Here is a 22276-nt window from a genome sequence, read left to right as displayed (position 1 = left end):
ATTCACATTCTGAACCCTAATATTTGCCATCGCTTAAATGGCTTGATTAGAGTTTAGCTATTGACTTTAATTTATTAATAGTTAAATTCTAAAACATTACTTTGACTACTGCGAGACCCGAACATGACCTTAACCGAGCTTCGTTACATAGTTACCCTGGCCCAGGAAGAGCATTTTGGCCGCGCCGCCGAGCGTTGTTTTGTCTCCCAGCCCACCTTGAGCATCGCTGTTAAAAAGCTTGAGGAAGAACTGGATGTCGCTTTGTTCGAACGCAGCAAAACCCGCGTCCACCCGACGCCGCTGGGTGAAAAAATTGTTGCCCAAGCCCAAATTGCACTGGAGCAGACCGCAGCAATCAAGGACCTCGCTACCGCCGGAAAGGACCAACTGTCCAGCCCACTGAAAATTGGGGCCATTTTCACCATTGGCCCTTATCTGTTTCCGCACTTTATTCCGGAGCTGCAAAAAAGCGCCAAGCAGATGCCTCTCTACATCGAAGAGGGCTATACCGCGACTCTGCGCCACCGTCTGCGCAATGGAGAGCTGGATGTCATCATCGTGGCCCTGCCCTTCACCGAAGCCGATGTGGTTACTCAAGCGCTCTACGAAGAGCCCTTCGAGGTTCTGATTCCCGTCGATCATCCGCTTGCTGAAAAAACCCATATCGAGCCCAGCGACCTGGACGACTACAATGTGCTCTTGCTGGGTGAGGGCCACTGTTTCCGGGATCAAATCCTGGAAGCCTGCCCAAATCTGCAGGCCAAATTCGACAGCAGCAGTACCACCACATTGCAAGCCGCAACCGAGGGCAGCTCCCTCGAAACCCTGCGCCATATGGTTGCCTCAGGTCTGGGCATTACGGTACTGCCACAATCCGCCGCCGGTACCAGCCATTATGCACAGGGCGTATTAACAACTCGTTCATTTAGTGATCCGGCGCCCACACGCACGGTGGGTCTCGCATGGCGAGCCAGCTTCCCGCGCCATCAGGCCATTGATGCACTGCGCAGCGCCATCTGCGATGGACACGGTATTTGCACCATTCTTGAGCGTTAATTTCCATGAGCAATAAGGCTGCCCCCAGCCTCGCGCACATTGATGTCACCGCCTTGAAAGGGGTGGGCAAACAGCTGGCTGAAAAGCTGGCTCGCTTGCATATCTTCAACTTGCAGGACTTGCTGTTCCATTTGCCGAGCCGTTATCTGGATCGCACCAAAGTTACCCCAATCGGCGGCCTCCAACCCGGACAGAATGCGGTTGTGCAGGGCATCATCAAAGCCAGCGATGTGGTCTACGGTCGCCGTCGCAGCCTGATGTGTCGAATACAGGACGGCACCGGCACCCTGACCCTGCGCTTCTATCATTTTTCTGGCAGCCAGAAAGCCAAGCTGGCACCGGGTAGTCATGTGCGCTGTTACGGCGAAGCACGCCGGGGTTCTTCCGGCCTGGAGATGTATCACCCGGAATACGAGTTCTACGATGAGCAATCCCAACTGGTGCTTCCGGACAGCCTGACACCGGTGTATCCCGTGGGAGAAGGCATTACCCAATCCCGCCTGCGCGGACTGATCACACAGCTGCTGCCCCAGGTTAATGAACACAATGTGCCCGAACTGCTGCCTAACCATGGGCAGGGAAGCGGGGGCGGGCAAAGCACCAATGTCAGCCTCGCCGACGCATTGAAATATCTGCATCAACCACCGACCGATGCCAATGTCGAGCAGCTTATGGAACGCCAGCATCCTTACCAGCAGCGTCTGGCCTTTGAGGAGTTGCTTGCCCACAACCTGAGCCTGCTCCGGGTGCGCCAAAAGATCCAGGCTACCCAAGCGCCGGTGCTGCCACCGAATGACCTGAGCCAACAGAACTTTTTGGACAGCCTGAGTTTTTCCCCAACCGGCGCGCAATCACGGGTCATCCATGAAATCAGCACCGATATGGCCAAAGGCGTGCCCATGCTTCGCCTGGTACAAGGTGATGTGGGCTCGGGCAAAACCCTAGTCGCTGCCGCAGCGGCTCTGCAAGCCATTGCCAACGGCTATCAAGTGGCCCTGATGGCACCTACGGAGATCCTTGCGGAACAACATCGACAGAATTTCAGCCACTGGTTTACGCCTCTGGGCATCACGGTCGGTCAGCTTAATGGCAAACAAAAAGCCAGTGAGCGCAAAACGCAACTGGAGGCAACCGCCAGTGGCGAGAACCAGCTGATTATCGGCACCCACGCTCTGTTCCAGGACGGAGTGGAATTCGCCGACCTAGGGCTGGCCATTATCGATGAGCAACATCGCTTCGGTGTTCATCAGCGCATGGCTCTGAGAGCCAAAGGCCACAGCAAGGACAACGGCAGCAATCAGGCACGACCACATCAATTGGTGATGACCGCTACGCCAATCCCCCGCACGCTGGCAATGAGCGCCTATGCAGATTTGGATATTTCCATCATCGATGAACTTCCTCCGGGCCGCAGCCCGGTAACCACGGTGCTGATTGCCAACGAACGGCGCCAGCAGGTGATCGACAGAGTGCGAGCCGCTTGCGGTGAAGGGCGGCAGGCTTACTGGGTGTGCACCTTGATTGAAGAATCCGAAGCCCTGGAGGCCCAGGCCGCCGAGGTCACCGCCAACGAACTTCAGCAACAACTGTCACAACTCAACGTCGGTCTAATTCACGGCCGATTGAAAACCACCGAGAAAGAGGAGGTCATGTCGCAATTTAAATCGGGGCAACTGCAGGTACTGGTTGCCACGACGGTGATTGAAGTTGGGGTTGATGTCCCCAACGCCAGCTTGATGATCATCGAAAACCCCGAACGTCTGGGATTGGCCCAATTGCACCAATTGCGTGGCCGCGTAGGACGTGGCAGCACCGCAAGCCACTGTGTTCTGCTATATGGCCAACCCCTGTCAGAGTACGGACGAGCCAGACTCAGCGCTATGCGTGAAACCAGCGACGGTTTCAAGATTGCTGAGCGCGATTTGGAACTGCGCGGCCCCGGTGAGGTACTGGGAACCAAACAAACCGGCGAAATGCAGTTCAAACTGGCGGATTTGCAACGAGATGCTAACTTAATTAAGAGTATTAGGCGCTCTGCACAGGAAATTGCCGAGCACCATCCCCACCTGCAAGAACCCATAATTCAGCGTTGGCTAGGCCAGGCTGAAGAATATGCTCAGGTTTAAGGGAAATAGGCCGAAATCCTATTACATGCTATCGCGTTGCTTAGCCACGTTTTGCACAACGACGTAAGGAGGTCAGATTGTCTAGCGTACCTACCAGTGTAATGGAGCAACTGGACACCCAAAAAATCGGTTACCAGATTGCCAGTGCCAAGTTTCCACCTGGCAGCGGCCGCCGTGTTCGCGCCACGATCTTGCAAGATAACCTTGGGCAACTGCAGGCTCTGCTGCCTGCTGACCGTCTATTGGATGTACGCCTGGTCAATGAGATCCTGGGCCGAGAACTGAAGGCAACTCGACAGAAGGATCTACAGCCTCTGTTCGATAAATACAAACTGCAGAATATTCCCGCGCTGCCAAAACTGGCCGGCATGCCCACCATTGTGGACGCCAGCCTATTGCAGACCGACAGCCTCCTGCTTGCCTCGGGCAGCCTTGGCGAAGTCTTGGCCGTCAGCACGGCCGATTTCAAACTCGCCATGAACGACGCCGAGATTGGCGACATCAGCATGCCACTGAAAGCGGATGCGCTGGGAGACGATGTCCTGGCCATTACCCAGTCGGTGCAGTCGTTTACCAAACGCCGTGTCGAGCAGCGCCTGGAAGAAACACTGGAGTTGCCATCACTGCCGGAAACGGCACAACGAATTATCAATTTACGCGTCGATCCCAATGCGGACATTTCCGATCTCGCCAGCATTGTTGAAATGGACCCGAGTTTAGCGGCTCAAGTTGTTAGCTGGGCCAGCTCGCCATACTATTCCGCACCGGGAAAAATTAAATCCATTCACGATGCTATCGTGCGTGTACTGGGTTTTGACATGGTGCTTAACCTGGCGCTCGGTTTAGCGCTCGGAAAAACATTGAACATGCCCCAGGATGGCCCCTTTGGTTCCACCCACTATTGGCATCAATCGGTTTTTACCGCCGCCATGGTGGAAGCTTTGGTGACCAAAATTCCACGCGAACATCGCCCGGGTTTTGGCATGTCTTATTTATCCGGTTTGCTCAGCAATTTTGGAACGCTGGTCATGGCCGAAGTATTCAGCCCACACTACAGCGACATTTGTCGCTTACAAGAAGCAAATCCCCACATTCCTTATCAGGCTATTGATCGTCATGTACTGGACGTCAGTCGCGATCAACTCAGCGCCTGGTTAATGGATTTATGGAACATGCCACCGGAAGTGGTGGCGGCTTTGCGCTTGCAAGGAATGCCGCAAGCAGAAGATGATCAAATCGCCTATGCGCAATTGGTTTACCTCGCGCGCGCCTTACTGTGCCAGGAAAATTTAATTCATGGCCCCGCCTTAAACGTCGACGATTCCCTACTTGATGCTTTGCATTTAAAACGCGATCAAGTTGAAGAAGCGGTAGAAAGTATCGCCGAATCAAAAGACGAACTGCTCTCTATCGTCAAAGAACTTTGTTGAGTTCGAAATAATTTCAAAACCATTACAGCGACTTATTGTAAGTCGTTGTAATACCGCGTAATGGCAGCAAAGAAGTCGCCTAAGTACTCTTCTTGACGCCACATTAATTAATAAAAAAACAGCAATACGGAGACTGCTATGTCCACATCAGATACCTTGTCTATTTCTGTCCCACAAGGGCAAGGACAAATCAAAAATTTCACTCTTAAGCCAAGTTTGCCTGCAAATGGTCAGCCTGGAGATTGGGTTTTTCAAACGATTGAAAGTGACGGTTCACAACAGCCGGTTGAAAATTTAGATATTAGTTTTGATCCAAATTCAAACTGGCTGCAACGTCAGTCAGAAGTTTGTGTATTAGTCGTAACAATGGATGAGCCAGGCTGGCGTTTTGCACTCGGCGGCACTAAAAGTTGCCTAAGTGAAATCAACACTACAGATCAACTGCATGATGTAGAAACCGCTGTTACTGCAAATGGTAAAGTTCTAACTGCAGTAATAAAAAGTTTGAGCAAAGTTGGAGAAGCAGTTGGATTTTCTTTTGTAGCAGCACACACTTCGGACGACGGTAGCGTGAATATTTATCAGTCTCCAGATCCCGGGTTAGAAATCAAACGTTAACCCTCACACTTGACCTCTATCAAGCTCGCATACTCGGATCCATATACTGGATCCGAGCACAAACTATCAAACCATGGCAATGTAAACCAAACTTTTCCTAATCCGCCTTCAAGGGATTTCTCAATAGCAATTATTGTCGAAGGATAGTCCTTTAATTTAACGTTCAACAATGCCTCTGCATAACTTGTTTCGACGCTATGTGATGTTGACTTCAACTTGCTCAATAGTTTTAATGCGCGTTTAATCTCACCCAAATGAATTAATGCCTGAGCTTTAAATATCAAATCTTTAAACCTAGCTTCGTCCGAAACACTATCAACAACCTCATTATAAAGCTTAAGGGCTTTACTAGACTCACCCATGGACATATAAGTGTCCGCCAAATTCAAACGATTAGAAATTTGATCATTCGTCAAACTTCGCGCTTTTTCAAAATAATAGATAGCTTTTTCATAGTCCCTTTTAAACAGATAAAGCACACCCAAATTTGAATGGGTGGACCCGACATTCGACAACTCCACAAAACGCAAGAATAATTTTTCAGCCTCATCAAGCTCTCCCGCAGCGACTAAAAATGTGGCTAATGTTAATCCTGCATGTATGTTTTCGGGGTCAACTTCACGAGCCTCTCTCATATATTCAATGGCTTTTTCCGCATTTCCTGCATACCAGTAATTGATCCCCAAGTCCCTTAAAGTTCTAACACTAGTTCTATACTCATTCGCCCTAGAAAAGTGATCGATTGCTTGGCTATAGTTTTTTTCCGACTCTCGTTGCAGGCCTTTCAATACTTCGATCTCTCTCAAATTTCCACCTGCTTTCTTAAATTCAGAAATCATCTTTTCAGATAGTTCAGGTCTATCAGTCTCTGAATACAGCTCAGCCAAAAGCCTCATTATTAACGTGCTACTTGGAATTTTCTGGCGAGCTTCGTTAAGTAAATTTTCAGCCCTATCCGCAAAAACTTGCATTCGCTTTTCAACATATAAGTCCAAAGCCAATTGAGCATGAAGAAAGTAGATTGGCTCAAACTTTGGGGCTCGCTCCTGTAGGATTTCCAATGAATTGATAACTGCCAAGTAGTTATTTTCGCTTTCTTTGGCTCGAGCATCCAATCTAAGATATTCTTTATAGTCTTCCTCACCAACTAAATCACTGAGCTTTACCAAACCGCGCCGATCAGGAAATAGGTCTGCTAAACCATGTTGTGACAACTGATGTGATTCGAGTAGCTTATCATCGACTTCAACACTGACTTCCAAATTTTTGTTTCCGAGCACACTCTTTAGGCGCAAATCACAAACCAAGTTTTCACACACGAGCTGGCTTCCAATGACTACGTCCGCACCGATTGCCTTAGCCAAGATTTCATTACTACCCTCAAAACCTTCAACTTCACTGGCGGGGATCAAAAAACTATTTTGTAAAGCGATAACACCATCTTGCAGAGCAAAATATACCGTTTTTTGAATATCCTCATAATCCAGCGTATCTTTTGCATCGAGTTGCGGAGGTAAGATCGCCACATAGACTGAATCCGGTTCCGGTTGCAGCCATAGATAGGCCTCTCTTGCAGAAACCACTACGAGCAATAAAGCCAAAAGAATTGTTGCAAGATATACCCAGGCCTGATTGGAAGAGCCTGGCTGTAAAAAACTGCGTCGTAAGGTGAGAGTAGGGTCTTCAATCTCTTCACTGAGCTCAGCCGCGTATGATTTTAAGGATTTAATTAAAACCGCAATATCCTTCGGGCGTTTTTCAGGCTCTTTGTTAAGTGTTTCATCCAGACAATCGGTAAACCCATTGGGAAAATCATCCCCAGCGAGAGAGGGAGCAGGTTCATTCAATATTTTTTCAACACGAACCAGTTCACTATCGGCCTCAAAAGGGTGTTGGCCTCTCAAAATCTGCCAAGCAAGCAAACCAAAGGAAAATACATCGCTCGCCGGACAAAGAGTTTCACCCCGAATCTGCTCCGGCGACATGGCACTCAGACTGCCGGAAATGTTATTGTGTTTTGTAAGCTCAACTGTATCGCCACTTTGGCGCTTAGCAATACCGAAATCACCAATCTTCGCGCGACCATGCTCATCAATTAAAATATTATCGAGTTTTAAATCACGATGGATAATTCCCTGACTGTGGGCTGTCGCCAAACCATCCAGAATCTGCACAAGTAATGCCAGCTGCTGACGCTGACTCAAATGGTTTTCTTTCAGGTAGTGTTTAAGCGAACGCCCCTTAACGTACTCCATGACCAGAGCAAAACCCTGCTCATCATCGACCACATCGTAGATATGAACCACATTAGGGTGATTAAGCTTGGCCAATACTTTTGCTTCGCGGCGCAGGCGTTCAACCAAGGCTTCCGACTGTTGTTGCTTGTAGAGACACTTAATGGCCACTTGGCGCTTCAAACGACCATCTTCCGCCAGGTAAACAATGCCCATACCACCTCGGCCGAGGGTACTTAGGATCTTATAGTGGGCAATGCTTTCGGGAAGTTCAGGGTATTTCATGATCGCCTGCTTATTATTGAATTTTTCTGCTGGGGGATGCTAACACAGCCTAACATTCGAAACTAATCGGTATATTGGGCTAATGCCAACTCAAATTACTCAACTTGGTAAATACATTGCCAAAACTAGTTTGTACAAGATTGACCAACTAATTCTTTAAACTTTGTACCATGTATTTGATGTTTACAGAGAACATCAAACCAAGGCAAGGAGTACCAGATCGCTCCCAAGCCAAGAGAAATCGACCTTTCAATGGCAATCAATGCCGAAGGGTAATCTTCAAGTTTTGCGTAAATAATTGCTTCAGCATAAACAATATCAGAATTATCCGGTGCAATTTCCTTTGCTTTTTTTAGGGCTGCAAGCGCTTTCTTGGACTCCCCTATATGTATGTACGCTTGGGAGGTTGATCCCAGCTGATCGCTACGCATTGAATCACCCAGCTTATCTATAACCATAAGGTAGTATTTTCTCGCTTTCTCGGTTTCTCCCTGTAACGCATAAGCGTCAGCCAAATTCAGAGGCCACGATCTTAGGTCATTGGTGATCTTACTGGTTTTTATGAAGTATTCCTCCGCTCGTTTATAATTTCGCCTGAGCATATATAGCAAACCCAAGTTATCAAAGGTTGAACTAATCTGTGACTTTTCTTCCAATCTAAGAAACATTCTTTCAGCCTTATCAAGGTCTCCAGATGTCATATAGAAAGTTGCCAAAGTTAAACCGGCATGAATATCTTTTGGGTTCAACGCTAAGGCTTTTTCAAGGTAATCAATTGCCTTTTTCACTTCTCCCAAATACCAATAGTTTATTGCAATATCTCTATAGGTCCTGACACTTGGTCGCATATGGCTTGCCGCCTGATAATGTCGAACAGCCAGCTCGTAGTTTTCGCGAGCCTCTTCTATCAAGCCTTTTAGGGACTTAGTTTCTCTATTTTCACGATAATTCTCTTCAAATTCACTGACTTTATCCAATGCCAATTCCATCTCACCCAATTCAGCATGGGTTTCTATCCATAACAGCCTGATTTCCCGCTCATCAAACTTTGATCGATCGACCATTTCCAAAACTTCTTTCACTTTAAACGCAAACCGGTCATCTCTCGTTTCGGAGTATAGGTCCAGGCCTATTTGGGTATGCAAATAATATAGAGGCCCAAATTTCGGCGCCTTATCCAGAAGCTTTCGAAGGCGCATAAAAATTTCAACATGATTATGTTCGCTTTCCTTTGCCAAGCGACTTAACTCGATATATTCCTTATAGTCTTCTTCATTTATTACTTCATTCAGAATATCCAAGCCCTTTCGATTAGGGAAAAGCTCCGCCAACTTAAGTTGAGTGATTCTATGAACTTCCAGCATGGAGTCTTCAACGATATGAACCTTTTTGCTTTTCACTTGATTCTCGCCAGAATCGCGAGTCAGAACCAAATCACACTTAAGCTCACGACATTTCAGATAACTATTGACAACCACATCGGCTCCCAGAGACGCCGCTAAACGTTCACTCTCACCTTCATAGTTCTCGACTTCTAGGCTCGGAATCAGATTACTTTCATTAAGATCTATAATGCCTTCCTGTAACGCATAATATACAGTTTGCCTTATGTCCTCATAATCGAGCTCATCTTGAGATTCTATATCGGGAGGTAGGATCGCGACATATATAAAATCAGGTTCCAGATTGAACCAACTTTTAAATTCTTTATTCGCAGTAAATATTGTCACTAACACAATTATTACTACTACAATATAGACCCAAACCTGAGTCATGACATTGCGCTTTTTGAGATTTATGCGGGAATCTACACTAGGATTTTTAGCTCTCTGACTTATTGAAGGCAAATAAGGCTTCAATTCTTGAATCAATTCATCCGCACTCTGCGGCCGTTGTTCAGCCGACTTATGCAAAGCAGCATCTATGCAATCCGAAAGCCCTTGGGGAAGCTCTTCACTCTGCAACGAGGGTGCGGGTTTATTGAGTATTTTCTCAATACGCATCAGATCATTATTTGCTTCAAAAGGATGATGACCACGAAGCACTCGCCAAGCCAGCAAACCAAAGGCGAATACATCACTGGCAAGGCTAAGTTTTTCTCCACGGATTTGTTCAGGAGACATAGCACTGAGACTGCCCGCAGAATCGTTATGCCTGGATAGCTCTGCAGTATTGCTGTCGTAGTATTTGGCAATACCAAAATCACCAATTTTCACCCGTCCATCGGCATCGACCAAAATATTATCGGGCTTCAAATCCCGATGAATAATGCCCTCGCCATGCGCAGCGGCCAGACCGTCCAGAATTTGAGCCAACAATGAAAATTTTTGCTTTTGGCTAAGAGAATTTTCTTGTAAGTACTGTTTGAGTGAACGACCTCGTACATACTCCATCACAAGGGCAAGCCCTTGTTCGTCTTCGACAACATCGTATATCTGAATGACATTGGGGTGATTCAGTTTTGCAAGAACTTTGGCCTCACGGCGCAAACGCTCTACCAGGTTCTCAGACTGCTGATGTTTATACAGGCATTTGATAGCGACTTGCCGACCCAGTCGGCTGTCCTCTGCCAGGTAGACAATACCCATTCCACCTCGCCCAAGGATATTCTGTATTTTGTAATGGGCGATGTTTTCGGGTAACTCAAGGTACTTCATTGTACTGCTTACTTCCACTTTATCTCGCGGAAAATGCTAACACAGGGAATTACGAAGCACTATGAACGGCAATCTGATTTCTAGGATGAGTAGGAAAACCAACAGAAGGGGGAACAGATAAAAAATCTGAAAACACAGGGTTGAAAAATTCCAGCAAGCGATCAGCAAATTACTTTTGTCATTACTGACAGCTTATTGAGTGGAAACCGCAGCATTTTCATCTCGAATTGGGCACGACAGACCGATAACACTTTCAAAATCCTGAGCCGAAGTGGAAGAGTTACACAGGCTATCGAACCAAGGCAACGCGAACCAGTTCTTTTCAATACCCAGTTCAAGTGAGGTCTCAATCCAAAGCAAACCCGAAGCGGTATTCTCAACTTTGCTGTACACCAAAGCGGAGGCAAAGGCGACGCTTTTATCTCTTGCATCCAGTGTCTGCGCTTTTTGCAGAACCCGCAGCGCATCCATGGTCTGTCCTTGTTGAATCAAGGCCCTTGCCAGATAGCTGTGTTCCTTTGCGTTATCTTCGTCGACGGGCATTTCACTCAGCAATCGATATTGTGTCTTGGCCTGAGGCTCCTTGTCCGCCAGTAAATAACTGTCCCCAAGGTAAAGGGTGTACAAACGATCGTTAGGCTTCAGTGCTTTTGCCTTGGAGAAATAGTCAATTGCCGCCTCGTAGTTTCGCTCCAGCAGAGACAATAAGCCCATGCTTTCATAAACCCCCTCAACGGGATGAGTATCCAGCATGGTTTCATAAATTGCCTTGGCCTCAGCCAAATCACCACTGCTTAAAAAGATGCTGGCCAACAGGCTATGACTTTGTACGCTTTCAGGGCTGAATGTCAAACTGCTTTTTAGGTTTTGAATGGCCAGTTCCTTGTTGCCATCTTTCCAGTAGGCCATCGCGAGATTACGGTAGGCCTGACTGCTGCTGCGTTCTGCCAAACGCTCCTGGAACAGCCGAATAGCTTCCTGGTTTTCACCTTTTGCCAGGGCAACTTGTGCGCGCATGCGTTCACTTACCCAGCGATCCAGCTTCAGTTTGTCCAGCACCTCGATGCTACCGATGGCTTTGCTGTATTCCTCACTCTTCAGATACAACTCAAACCAGAGTTTCTGATAGAAAATAGATTGAGAAAGCGGAGCAGGTGCTTTCTCAAGCATGCTTCGCAATCTGTTCAGATAGTCACCATGGTGATGGCGGCGTTGTTGAGTAAGGCTGATATCGGCATATAGACTGTAGATACGGTCAAATCGCGGTGCCCGCCGCTGAATCGCTTCCAGCTGATCCAGCAGCTGGTCAGCGGCTCTCGGGTCATCGTCTTTTTTCCGACGAATATCCAGATAGAGCTGATAATCTTCTTCCGATACCACTTCAGATAAATGTTTCGCATCGCCCGTCGCGCCGAACAGTTTACGAACCGCTTCCTGCCCGCTGGCATGTGCATCCAGTAAATTTTTGTGTACCAGGGTTAAACGATCCTGTTTAAGTACGGTCCAGCGCTTACCGGCCAATTTGGACAATGTTAGCTGACACCGTTGCAACTGACACTGGAGCTGACTGCTCAATACGATATCCGCACCGACGGCTGCGCCCAGCTTTCCACCGCTGCGACGGGCAGAACGCACTTCCTTCGGAGAAACCAGCTGGCTGTTGTCCAGACTTCGTACACTATCCTGCAACGCTAAAAAGAGTGACGCTTGAAGTTCACGGTATTGCTCGGCCTGCTCACCTTCTAACTCAGGTTCGATAACCGCAATATGCGTCACCGGTTTCGCGAAGAGTAAATCGAGAGGTTTGAATTTGATAAAGGCAAAAGCTGAGAGCCCCAACATACAAGCCAGCGATAACACCTTGGCAAATCGCAATAGATAACGGGACTGACGGGAAGGCGCCTCGTAATCCGAACGCAGAATATTGTGAGCCGTCATTTCACCGCTCAACTCATCGGAAACCTGAGGCAATAATATTTGCAGCTGGCGGGCCAACCAGGCTGCATTGGAAGGTCTCTGCTTCGGGTCTTTAATGAGTAATTTATCAATAAGCTGACACAACTCTGCGGGCAATTCAGTTTCGCTTTCACAGAGCTGCTCTGGCTCGTTGTTGAGAATTTTTTCGACCATCAGCAGCTGACCGGCTTCATCCCCAAAGGGGTGGCGCCCCAGAAACATGCGCCAGGCAAGAATGCCAAAGGCAAACAGATCACTGCCTGGACCCACTTTTTCACCGCAAATTTGTTCCGGCGACATCGCACTGTAACTGCCGGATACAGCATCGTGCTGGGTAAGCTGGGTGACATCGGGGTCCTGGGATTTGGCGATCCCAAAGTCGGTTAACTTCAGCAAGCCTTTTCGGTTTACCAAAACGTTATCCAGTTTTAAATCGCGATGCACAATGCCGGCATTGTGTGCCGCTGCGAGGCCATCAGCGATTTGCGCCAGAAACAGCAACTTCTGTTTTTGATCGCAGAGGTTTTCTCGCATGTACTGTCGCAGCGTGCGCCCTTCAACATACTCCATCACCAGAGCGAGGTTTTCACCATCATCGATAAAATCGTAAACCTGGACCACGTTGGGATGATTTAACTGGGCCAGCAGTTGGGCCTCATGACGCAGGCGCTCGGTCAGAACGTCATCGGTAATCTGTTCATTGATGCATTTGATGGCAACCTGGCGCTGCAAACGATCATCTTCTGCAAGATAAACCACCCCCATACCGCCTTTTCCGATAACGGATTGCACGCGGTAATTAGCGATAGACTGGGGATGATCGGCACTGTCCATAGTGGGGATTATTCTGCTTTGGCGGTCAAACGGTGGGTCACTTCCGCGCCTTTGCAGACACTGTAACAGCTGCCGCCGAAACGCAGGCGACCGCGCATACGCTGGATCAGTTTGTTCAAACCGGTAACGGCGGGGAGGGCTTCAGCCAATTGTTTGCGAGCCCTGAAAATCAAAATGTTCAGATGCCCGGCATCAAGGCCAAGTTCTTTAGCCAGTAATTCAGTATCGACCCAGCCCTGGCTGTTCACATCGAGACCACTGTCGGCATCTTCGGCGCGACGACGAGCTAGGTGCAGCAGCACGTAATGATGAGAACGCTCACCCAAATCAACCTGTTCGCCATCAGCGGACAAGTTTAAACGGCTATTTTCTTCATCCAGGCTGGTTTCAAAACAGAATTCGTAGTCTGCGAAGTGTCGCGGTTTGAAACTCATCTGTTCAGTAGCGACAAGGTGTTCAACCAAAAATAATTGCCAGTGTTTCCCATGACAGTGGAAGCTGTCACCATGACGCAAGACACGGGATTCACCCGTACTGATATCTTCCAAGTGCCACTGACCGTCTTCCGCACTTAAGCTCAGGGCCAGTTCAGGGGATTCGTCATCGGGAAGAAAATGATACTTCTCCAGGGCGAAGGTTTCTCCATCTTCCTGGGCCAGTAATATATCGAGGGGCGGCTCAAGATCTTCGACCTGCCAAGCTTTATGCTGGGGCGAACCGAAGCGGATTTCCTGACCAATTTTCAGCGGGTAAGACTCACCGGTCTGAAGCTTTTCTTCATCCAGCCAGGTGCCATTACGGCTTAGATCGCGCAGCAACCAGGCAGCACCGTTCCATTCGATCGCCGCGTGAATTCGTGACACAGCGGCCAAATCAACGCAGCTATCCACCTGATCCGCCAAGCGGCCGAATGTGTGGTGGGCACGCAAGGGCTGAACGCGGCCAGATCTCAGATCCCGCATCTGCGCCATGTATTTACTCCCGAATTCCTTGGTAGCCTAATGCTCAACTACTCAAGTTGTAGCTATAATTTTATTTTGTCCCAAACTGCTCTGCGCAGTCAGCCTCTATTCAGGTTTTATGCCCCAGCATAACGTGTTCCTGAATTAACATGCGACAAGGGCAACGCGCAGATTGACGTCAATCGATTCAATTTGACGCGGCCATTTAAGCGCTTTATTACACCATAATACGCGCGCAAGTGTAATATGCTGTAATACAGAAATGCCCTGTCCTGTTCTATATTCAAGTCTCACGATCAGGCGTGATCGTAAATGGCCACAGGAAGTGGTACTTCGTAAGAAGCGATCAAAAAAACTCGATATTTCGCAGCTACAAGGAAGACGCACGATACAGGAAGTAGTCAGTGCAGCTCGGCAGGCACATAGCTTTCGCGTTATATGTGAGAAGGACAAGCGCCGTTCGTGAGTAGTTTTCGTCTTAAGGGAAGAGGGCCTGTCACAGGGACCGTGACGAAAACTATTCAGGGAGAGGCGCAGGGAGCATGCGAATAAGGGCAAGCGTGTTGGATGACGCCCTAATGGACCAAAAAAGGAGAGCTTAGCTCTCCTTTTTCATTTCCGGGAACCGCTCATCGGTTCTGGCGAATCTCAGTGATCCGCCATCGGCTTCGCCGGACTGTCAAAACACTCTTTATCCAGAGCACCTTCACTTTTGGCAACGATCGCCGTTACCGCAGAATCACCAGTTACGTTAACCACGGTGCGAGCCATATCCAACAAGCGGTCAACACCGATAATCAAAGCGATGCCTTCAACTGGCAGGCCAGCCTGTTCAAGAACAAGCGCCAGTGTAATCAAGCCAACACCCGGCACACCTGCTGTACCAATAGAGGCCATGGTTGCCGTCAGGATCACCATCAAATAACCCGTTAGACCAATATCCAGGCCATAGGCTTGAGCAATAAATACGGTCGCCACACCTTGCATCACAGCGGTACCGTCCATATTGATGGTCGCACCCAATGGAACCGTGAACGAGGCAATACGGTTATCAACACCCAAACGCTCTTCGGCGGTACGCAAGGTCACGGGGATAGAGGCATTGGAAGACGATGTACTGAACGCGAACATCATCAACGGACGTAACTTCGACAGGAAGATCAGAGGATTCAAACCGCCGAAGATACGCAACAGAGTTGGGTAAACCACAATACCGTGCAGCACCAACACGCCAAACACCGTGAAGAAATACGCCGCCAACTTATGAATGCCATCGAAGCCCAGGCCGGAAAACAACTTGGCCAACAGGCAAAATACACCGTAAGGGGCCAGGTTCATCAACATCATCACCATTTTCATGATGACTTCGTTGACGTCTTCAAACCAGGACAACAAGCGCTTACCGGCTTCACCCGCACGGGACATAGAGATACCGAACAGCAGCGCAAAGACAATAATCTGCAGCATATTGCCCGCGCTCATGGACGCTACCGGGTTGCTGGGGAAGATATCAATCAACACCTGTTTGAACGGCGGCGCTTCTTTCGCAACATAATCCGAGGCTGTTGGCAGATCCATTCCGGCCCCGGGGTTAATCATCGTTGCTGCGAGCAGGGCAAAACTGATCGCGATACAAGTCGTTAACAGATACAAACCGACGGTTTTACCCGCCATGGGGCCAACACGACCTTGCTCACCCAGTGCACCGGAACCGCAAATCAGAGAAACCAATACCAGCGGCACAACCAATAGCTTCAGGGACTTCACAAAAATCTGCCCCACAACATCGAAAACGCCCTCAACCATATAAAGCTGCAGCCATTGGCCAAATTCACCGCCGCCGGCAATCACTGACTTAAAGACGATACCGACCAGCAAACCCAAGCCCATGGCCAGGAGAATTCGTGTTGTTAAACTCATAAAAAACCTATGAAAGTTGAATGCCACCGAACGCTCAGCTGCCAAGCACTCGGTGGGCAAACTATGGATACATCGCTTGAGTAAATACTACTTTGCCATCAAAGGCACGAAGGGGATTGTTAATTAGCTGTTAACCGCGTCTTTCAAAGCCTTACCGGCTTTAAAACCCACGGTATTGCTGGCAGCGATCTCGATGCTGGCACCGGTTTTGGGGCTGCGGCCGGTACGGGCGGCACGGTGACGCTGACTGAAAGAACCAAAGCCCACCAAGCTTACAGTCTCATTGCGGCTCACGGCGTTGGTAATTTCATCCAGAATGGCGTTTACCACATCGGCGGCTTTTTCCTTTGGCAGGTCAGCCTGATCAGCCACAGCGGCCACTAGATCGGTCTTATGCATAATTTTTATCCTGTTCTTATAGCTGTTGGATTTGGCCCCACATTAAACCAAGCCCGCGCCCATAAACCAAGGGCTGAGGCACTGTTAGGGGCGACAAAGGGAATCTGACGCTGGCGCCATAGGTCAATGCCCACTAAAATAGCGCCTTTGTTAAGCATAACGATGCGCGGCCGATTGCCCGCAAGATTTCGGAATTCCCCGTTTGAGAACACACGTCCCCCGCTGGCATAAGCAAGCCCATGCCGAACTCACCCAGAATCAGCGTCAATGGCTGCTTGGTGAAGGCTCTCTGACCAAAAAGCTCCAGGACGCCTGCCAGGGCGAATTCTCTCTGCGTATTCTTCGCCAGGGGCTGGCAACGCCGCGAGTCGATGAGGCCAAAGCGCTCGGGCTCCCCCAACGACAACAGGCCCTGATTCGGGAAATCGTGATGTCTGGCCACGGTCAGGACTGGGTTTTCGCCCGTTCGATATTACCGCTCAGCACCCTGACGGGGCGACTGAGACAGCTGAAAACCCTGGACAATCGCCCGCTGGGAGCCCTGTTGTTCAAAGATCCGAGCATGAAACGCAGTCCCATAGAGATTAGTCAGCTGGTCTCGGATAACTTCCGCTACCCCTGCGAAGAGAGCTGCTGGGCCAGGCGTTCTGTCTTCTACCTGGATCAAAAGCCGCTGCTCGTTGCCGAGGTTTTTCTGCCCGGGTTTGCTCACTTTTACGGGAAACGATAGAGTTTCGAAAGCTTTACCCAGACCCCACATTCCGGAACCCATATTACGGCCAGCACACAGGACAATTTATGAGCGCCAGCGCGACCCCGGCATTGAGCTGGAAGCAAAAACTCGAAGCCTATGCCCAGTTGATGCGGATTGATCGCCCCATCGGTACTTTGCTGCTGCTCTGGCCGACCTATTGGGCTCTCTGGATCGCCAATGAAGGCATGCCATCTTGGTCGATCTTGATTATTTTTACCCTGGGCGTCTTTGTCATGCGCGCCGCAGGTTGCGTGATTAATGATTACGCCGATCGCAATTTTGATGGCCATGTTGAACGTACCCGGCATCGCCCTCTGGCTGCGGGCAAGATTCCCGCAAAACACGCGCTGATCCTGTTCGCCGCCCTCGGGCTAATAGCCTTTGGACTGGTCTTGTTGACCAATACCTTTACCGTAATGCTGTCGGTAGGCGGCCTGGCCCTGGCGGCTTGTTACCCCTTTATGAAACGTCACACCCATTTGCCTCAATTGGTTCTGGGCGCGGCTTTTTCCTGGGGCATTCCCATGGCTTTCAGTGCCAGCTTGAATGAACTGCCTCCCACCGCCTGGCTGATCTTCACCGCAAACCTGCTCTGGACGGTGGTTTACGATACCCAGTACGCCATGGTGGATCGTGAAGATGATCTGAAAATCGGCATCAAATCCACCGCCATTCTGTTTGGTGAACAGGACAAGATGATCATTGCCTGCCTTCAGGGCCTTACCCTGATGTCCCTGATTGTCGTCGCCAACCGATTTGATCTTGGCTTTGCCTTTTACATGAGCCTGGCCGTCGCCACGGCCCTGTTTGTGTACCAGCAAGTATTGATTCGGGGCCGGGAACGACAGGCCTGTTTCAAAGCATTTCTGAGTAATAATTACGTGGGCGCTGCCATATTTCTGGGCATTGTCTTCAGCTATCTCGACTAGAACATCATCGGAATCAGACGGCAGGACTGTTGCCGGACAAGAAATTGTCATAAAGTTGCAACAAAACCTTTATTTAATAATGCCTTCTTCACAGACCCTGGGGCATTGCCATTGTGTAAAGCCCTGTTGTTGATAGAGGGGCTACCATGCCTAATAAGACAATTCTCATCGTCGATGACGAAAAGGCCATTCGCGACATGCTGCGCATCGCGCTTGAGATGGCAGATTATCAGTGCCTGGAAGCCGGTGATGCCCAAGAAGCACACAGCCTGATCATCGACGAAAAACCCGATCTTATTCTGCTGGACTGGATGATGCCTGGCACCAGCGGCATCGAACTGGCCCGCCGCCTCAAGCGCGATGAAGTGACTTCCCGTATTCCTATCATCATGCTGACGGCCAAAGGTGAAGAAGACAACAAGGTACAGGGCCTGGAAATCGGCGCAGACGATTACATTACCAAGCCGTTTTCACCTCGCGAGCTGGTTGCTCGTTTGAAAGCGGTTTTGCGTCGCACCGACAATCATCAGGATGCCGAACCCATTGTGGTAGGGGAACTGTGTCTGGACCCCATCAGCCATCGCGTCACCATCGGTGAAACACCGGTGCAAATGGGCCCTACCGAATATCGCCTGCTGGAGTTCTTCCTGACCCACCAGGAACGCGTCTATACTCGCAGCCAGTTACTGGATCATGTCTGGGGTGGTAACGTCTATGTGGAAGAGCGCACCGTCGACGTTCATATTCGTCGCTTGCGCAAAGCACTGACGCTGGACGATCACGACCGCTTCATACAAACTGTGCGTGGAACCGGCTACCGCTTCTCCACCAAGGTAACCGCTGTAAATTAATAAGGCTCTGCGGTCTTCTTGTCGTAACATCTGGCCTGATACACTCTCGGGTATTGAGCTTCCATAACCATTGGCAGGTATTTTAATTGCACCAGGGCTTAGGCGCTGAACTCAAGCGCATTGCATTCTTTACTCTGATTTGTCTGATCTTTGGATGGCTGAATGGTTACATCAGCTGGACTCTGATTATTGGTGGCGGCCTGTACATGGGCTGGGTGCTGCTGCAAATTCGCCAACTCTACCTGTGGGTTACCTCCCGCCGCCGCGAACCGCCACCGGATACCGTCGGCATCTGGGGCGAAATTTTCGATAATGTTTATCGCATGCAAAAGCGTCACGAAAAAGAACGTCGACGCCTGCAGGGCATGATCCGTCGAGGTCAGCAAACAACGGCGGCCTTGCGCGACGCCGTTGTCCTGCTCGATGCCAATGGTTGTTTGAACTGGTGGAACCAGGCCGCTGAAACCCTGCTCGGTTTACAACCGATTGACCAGGGACACCCACTGGTGAATTTTATTCGCCATCCGGGTTTTATTGCCTACTTTGACGCTTGTGAATACGACGAGCCTCTCGATCTTCCATCACCCCGTAACGAATCCAAACAACTGCAATATCAAATCAACCGCTTTGGTAAAGGCGAGCGCCTTGTTGTGGTTCGTGATGTTACCCGTGTGCACCGCCTGGAACAGGTTCGCAAGGATTTTGTGGCCAATGTGTCCCATGAATTGCGCACACCACTGACGGTATTGCGTGGCTACATCGAAACGTTAAGCATGTCGCCCGATTTAAACCCGGTAATGACCCGTGCCTTTGAACAAATGCAACAACAAAGCGATCGCATGAACTTGCTGATCAACGATTTGCTAATGCTGTCCAATTTGGAAACGGATGACAATGAACGCAACCAGCAAACCGTCCAACTGAAACCGATGCTGGATATGATCGCCGCCGATGCGATGGCCTTGAGTGATGATCGACAACATAATCTGATCGTGAAATGCAAAAGCGACATCGCCCTGATTGGCAGTGAAAAAGAACTGCACAGCGCCTTTTCAAACCTCGCTTTCAATGCAGTGAAGTATTCCAGCCCGGACAGCGATATCAAACTGAGCATCAGCATTGATGAATCGGCCTTAACCTTTTCTGTAAAAGATCAGGGTGACGGTATCGATCCGATTCACATTCCACGCCTTACCGAACGTTTTTATCGGGTCGACAATGGCAGCCGCAACTCCGATGCAGGGGGTACAGGCCTGGGCCTGGCTATCGTCAAACACATTCTGCTTCGCCATGATGCGCATTTAAGCATTGAGAGCAAACCAGGCAAAGGCAGCACCTTCAGTTGTATCTTCCCAAGGGACCGATATCAGATTCTGGAAAACCAGACCGTAGAAGCCGTCGACTAAAGCTGTCTAACTTCGCTTGCCTTGCGCTTGGCAAACGTTATGATGGTGGGCCTTTACATAACAAATGCCCACCATGCTAGCTGAATTTCTTCCCTCTATTGAATCCATAGACCGTGAACATTGGCAGGCGCTCTGGGCAAGCGATTACCCCTTTGTTCAATATGACTTTTTACTGGCTTTGGAACAAAGCGGTAGCGTGAGCAAGGCCAGCGGCTGGATACCACACCATTTATTAATCTGGTCAGGAGAAGTCCCGGAAGAAAAAGGCGAACTTATCCTTGCCATGCCGCTGTACATTAAAAGTCACTCCTACGGCGAATACGTTTTCGATTGGGCCTGGGCCGATGCCTATCACCGCTATGGCCGTGACTACTATCCCAAGTTACTTAACGCCATTCCGTTTACGCCCGCAACTGGCCCACGTTTTGCTCTCAAAGAAGGGCTCGACGCCGAGCTTTTTTCAGAGATATTGATCGGCCAACTGAAAGAAGAAAGCCAACGACTTGGCGCCTCCAGCTTTCACAGCCTGTTCCCAAAAGCCAAGCAACTCGAGTTACTGGAAAACAACCGTGACATATTGCAACGCGATGCTGTCCAGTTTCATTGGATGAACGACAACTACATCGACTTTGACGACTTTCTTTCTACATTCAAATCCCGAAAACGAAAAAGCCTTAAAAGCGAACGCCGAAAGGTGACGCAACAAGGTGTGGAGATGCGTCGAGTTGAAGGTGTGGATATTACCGACGAGCAATGGCATCAGTTTTACCACTGCTATCACCTGACCTATTTGAAGCGCAGTGGTCGGCAGGGTTATTTAAACCGGGAATTTTTTCAACGACTCGCCGAAAGCTGTCGAGAATCCGTAATGATGGTACAGGCATTTTATGACGGGCAAATGGTTGCTGGCGCGCTCTACTTTAAGGACAGTCAAACACTCTTCGGACGCTACTGGGGATGCCTGGATCAATTCGATGCGCTTCATTTTGAAGCCTGCTATTACCAGGGCATTGAATACGCCATTGAAAATCAATTGAAAAAATTTGATCCCGGCGCTCAGGGCGAACATAAAATCCAGCGCGGCTTTATTCCAAGCTTTGTCCATTCACTGCACTGGATCGCCGCCGACGAATTTCGCCCGGCGATTGCGGATTTTCTGAATCAGGAAAAAGAACACATTCAGATGTATCAAAAAGACGCGGAAACGTACTTGCCATTTAAAGAAGTGGATAATAAATAAGACTAAGCCGAGCAACAGCGTTCTTTCATCAAGCCAAGCAATTCCGTTCTTTGATCAGCTGATAAAAATTCCACATCCTGTTCAATCAATTGATCGCCTGCGCCATTAAAAACGTTCAGCATATTGGCTCGATTTAAGAAAAGATGCTCACGCCGATTAATCGTGAAACGATCAATATCAGAATAGGGGATGTGCCAATGAATGGCCTCGTCCTGATACATCGCCAAGGTATTTTGGCCGAAACGAATTTTCTTTTGCGGTTCAAATCTGGGGGCTACTTTCAGGACGATTAACAGCAGCATAACCATGAGCACCAGCATTATGCCGATATGGCTCCCACTCATCTTCCCCCACCATTTGAACATCAAGATCAACTGTGGAACAAACACCGCCACTACCATCACTTGAGTGACAGGCCGTTTCCTGCCGACAAATTCCTTTATATTTGGATTTGCACTTCTATTTTTATCCATATCCCTGTCAGTAACTGTGAGCGGACCAAAATTATCAGATATGGATTAAACATCTTCAATAATAAAAAATGACCAAGTTAGAAAGCAGCCGTCGACGTAAGGAAATATTGGGAAAGAACAATTTAGGGCCGGTGGCTGTATGGACA

General features: G+C 49.1%; 16 protein-coding genes. 9 read left to right on the top strand and 7 right to left on the bottom strand.

Features of this window, described 5'->3' with window-relative positions:
* Nucleotides 1-123 precede the first annotated feature (123 nt).
* The 4 genes from G8768_RS02960 (at nt 124) to G8768_RS02945 (ending at nt 5230) form a co-directional block, all read left to right on the top strand.
* Nucleotides 124-1056 (top strand): hydrogen peroxide-inducible genes activator, encoded by a 933-nt coding sequence (locus G8768_RS02960; protein ID WP_166851619.1) that lies wholly within the window; start codon nt 124-126, stop codon nt 1054-1056.
* Nucleotides 1057-1061: 5 nt separating this feature from the next.
* On the top strand, nt 1062-3182 hold the full coding sequence (gene recG, locus G8768_RS02955) for an ATP-dependent DNA helicase RecG (RefSeq protein ID WP_166851622.1): 2121 nt from the start codon (nt 1062-1064) through the stop codon (nt 3180-3182).
* 77 nt (nt 3183-3259) lie between these two features.
* Nucleotides 3260-4612 carry an aminoacyl-tRNA deacylase and HDOD domain-containing protein gene (locus tag G8768_RS02950; RefSeq protein ID WP_243749351.1) on the top strand — a complete coding sequence of 451 codons (1353 nt, stop codon included), beginning with the start codon at nt 3260-3262 and terminating at the stop codon, nt 4610-4612.
* Nucleotides 4613-4750: 138 nt separating this feature from the next.
* A complete protein-coding gene (locus G8768_RS02945) occupies nt 4751-5230 on the top strand; it encodes a DP-EP family protein (RefSeq protein ID WP_166851625.1) in 480 nt (159 codons plus the stop codon).
* On the opposite strand, the gene G8768_RS02940 is transcribed toward G8768_RS02945, so the two are convergent.
* The 6 genes from G8768_RS02940 to G8768_RS02915 all read right to left on the bottom strand — a co-directional run bounded on the left by G8768_RS02940 (nt 5227) and on the right by G8768_RS02915 (nt 16477).
* Nucleotides 5227-7749 (bottom strand): serine/threonine-protein kinase, encoded by a 2523-nt coding sequence (locus G8768_RS02940; RefSeq protein ID WP_166851629.1) that lies wholly within the window; start codon nt 7747-7749, stop codon nt 5227-5229. The two genes, G8768_RS02945 and G8768_RS02940, sit on opposite strands and share 4 nt — an antisense overlap.
* Nucleotides 7750-7874: 125 nt before the next feature.
* A complete protein-coding gene (locus G8768_RS02935) occupies nt 7875-10424 on the bottom strand; it encodes a protein kinase domain-containing protein (RefSeq protein WP_166851632.1) in 2550 nt (849 codons plus the stop codon).
* Between the two features lie 174 nt (nt 10425-10598).
* Complete coding sequence (locus G8768_RS02930; protein WP_166851635.1) at nt 10599-13196, bottom strand: serine/threonine-protein kinase; 2598 nt, start codon at nt 13194-13196, stop codon at nt 10599-10601.
* 8 nt (nt 13197-13204) lie between these two features.
* Nucleotides 13205-14167 (bottom strand): FHA domain-containing protein, encoded by a 963-nt coding sequence (locus G8768_RS02925; protein ID WP_166851638.1) that lies wholly within the window; start codon nt 14165-14167, stop codon nt 13205-13207.
* A 639-nt stretch (nt 14168-14806) separates the two neighbouring features.
* Nucleotides 14807-16078, bottom strand: coding sequence for a dicarboxylate/amino acid:cation symporter (locus G8768_RS02920; RefSeq protein ID WP_166851640.1), 1272 nt, complete (start codon nt 16076-16078; stop codon nt 14807-14809).
* A 123-nt stretch (nt 16079-16201) separates the two neighbouring features.
* Nucleotides 16202-16477: an HU family DNA-binding protein gene (locus tag G8768_RS02915; RefSeq protein WP_166851643.1), complete on the bottom strand. Its 276-nt coding sequence runs from the start codon at nt 16475-16477 to the stop codon at nt 16202-16204.
* A gap of 202 nt (nt 16478-16679) precedes the next feature.
* On the opposite strand from G8768_RS02915, the gene G8768_RS02910 reads away from it, so the two are divergent.
* The 5 genes from G8768_RS02910 (at nt 16680) to G8768_RS02890 (ending at nt 21657) form a co-directional block, all read left to right on the top strand.
* Nucleotides 16680-17207, top strand: coding sequence for a chorismate--pyruvate lyase family protein (locus G8768_RS02910; RefSeq protein ID WP_166851646.1), 528 nt, complete (start codon nt 16680-16682; stop codon nt 17205-17207).
* Nucleotides 17208-17275: 68 nt separating this feature from the next.
* Complete coding sequence (gene ubiA, locus G8768_RS02905; RefSeq protein WP_166851649.1) at nt 17276-18160, top strand: 4-hydroxybenzoate octaprenyltransferase; 885 nt, start codon at nt 17276-17278, stop codon at nt 18158-18160.
* 146 nt (nt 18161-18306) lie between these two features.
* Nucleotides 18307-19011, top strand: a complete 705-nt coding sequence (gene phoB / locus G8768_RS02900; RefSeq protein WP_166851652.1) for a phosphate regulon transcriptional regulator PhoB — start codon at nt 18307-18309, stop codon at nt 19009-19011.
* Nucleotides 19012-19097: 86 nt separating this feature from the next.
* Nucleotides 19098-20417, top strand: coding sequence for a phosphate regulon sensor histidine kinase PhoR (gene phoR, locus G8768_RS02895; protein ID WP_166851655.1), 1320 nt, complete (start codon nt 19098-19100; stop codon nt 20415-20417).
* Nucleotides 20418-20490: 73 nt separating this feature from the next.
* Complete coding sequence (locus tag G8768_RS02890) at nt 20491-21657, top strand: GNAT family N-acetyltransferase (RefSeq protein WP_166851658.1); 1167 nt, start codon at nt 20491-20493, stop codon at nt 21655-21657.
* Nucleotides 21658-21659: 2 nt separating this feature from the next.
* On the opposite strand, the gene G8768_RS02885 is transcribed toward G8768_RS02890, so the two are convergent.
* Nucleotides 21660-22130, bottom strand: a complete 471-nt coding sequence (locus G8768_RS02885) for a hypothetical protein (protein WP_166851661.1) — start codon at nt 22128-22130, stop codon at nt 21660-21662.
* Nucleotides 22131-22276: the final 146 nt, after the last annotated feature.

The sequence above is a fragment of the Pseudoteredinibacter isoporae genome (assembly GCF_011602085.1).
GTDB lineage: Bacteria > Pseudomonadota > Gammaproteobacteria > Pseudomonadales > Cellvibrionaceae > Pseudoteredinibacter > Pseudoteredinibacter isoporae.
The sequence above is the reverse complement of the archived record's forward strand: the minus strand, read 5'-3'. Positions and strand labels throughout refer to the sequence as shown.

Bases quoted from the DNA above. Each gene is read 5' to 3' on its own strand.
- G8768_RS02915 (WP_166851643.1), bottom strand. From the start codon at position 16,477: ATGCATAAGACCGATCTAGTGGCCGCTGTGGCTGATCAGGCTGACCTG.
- G8768_RS02885 (WP_166851661.1), bottom strand. From the start codon at position 22,130: ATGGATAAAAATAGAAGTGCAAATCCAAATATAAAGGAATTTGTCGGC.
- phoB (WP_166851652.1), top strand. From the start codon at position 18,307: ATGCCTAATAAGACAATTCTCATCGTCGATGACGAAAAGGCCATTCGC.
- ubiA (WP_166851649.1), top strand. From the start codon at position 17,276: ATGAGCGCCAGCGCGACCCCGGCATTGAGCTGGAAGCAAAAACTCGAA.
- G8768_RS02925 (WP_166851638.1), bottom strand. From the start codon at position 14,167: ATGGCGCAGATGCGGGATCTGAGATCTGGCCGCGTTCAGCCCTTGCGT.
- G8768_RS02960 (WP_166851619.1), top strand. From the start codon at position 124: ATGACCTTAACCGAGCTTCGTTACATAGTTACCCTGGCCCAGGAAGAG.
- G8768_RS02920 (WP_166851640.1), bottom strand. From the start codon at position 16,078: ATGAGTTTAACAACACGAATTCTCCTGGCCATGGGCTTGGGTTTGCTG.
- G8768_RS02940 (WP_166851629.1), bottom strand. From the start codon at position 7,749: ATGAAATACCCTGAACTTCCCGAAAGCATTGCCCACTATAAGATCCTA.
- G8768_RS02930 (WP_166851635.1), bottom strand. From the start codon at position 13,196: ATGGACAGTGCCGATCATCCCCAGTCTATCGCTAATTACCGCGTGCAA.
- G8768_RS02890 (WP_166851658.1), top strand. From the start codon at position 20,491: ATGCTAGCTGAATTTCTTCCCTCTATTGAATCCATAGACCGTGAACAT.
- recG (WP_166851622.1), top strand. From the start codon at position 1,062: ATGAGCAATAAGGCTGCCCCCAGCCTCGCGCACATTGATGTCACCGCC.
- G8768_RS02945 (WP_166851625.1), top strand. From the start codon at position 4,751: ATGTCCACATCAGATACCTTGTCTATTTCTGTCCCACAAGGGCAAGGA.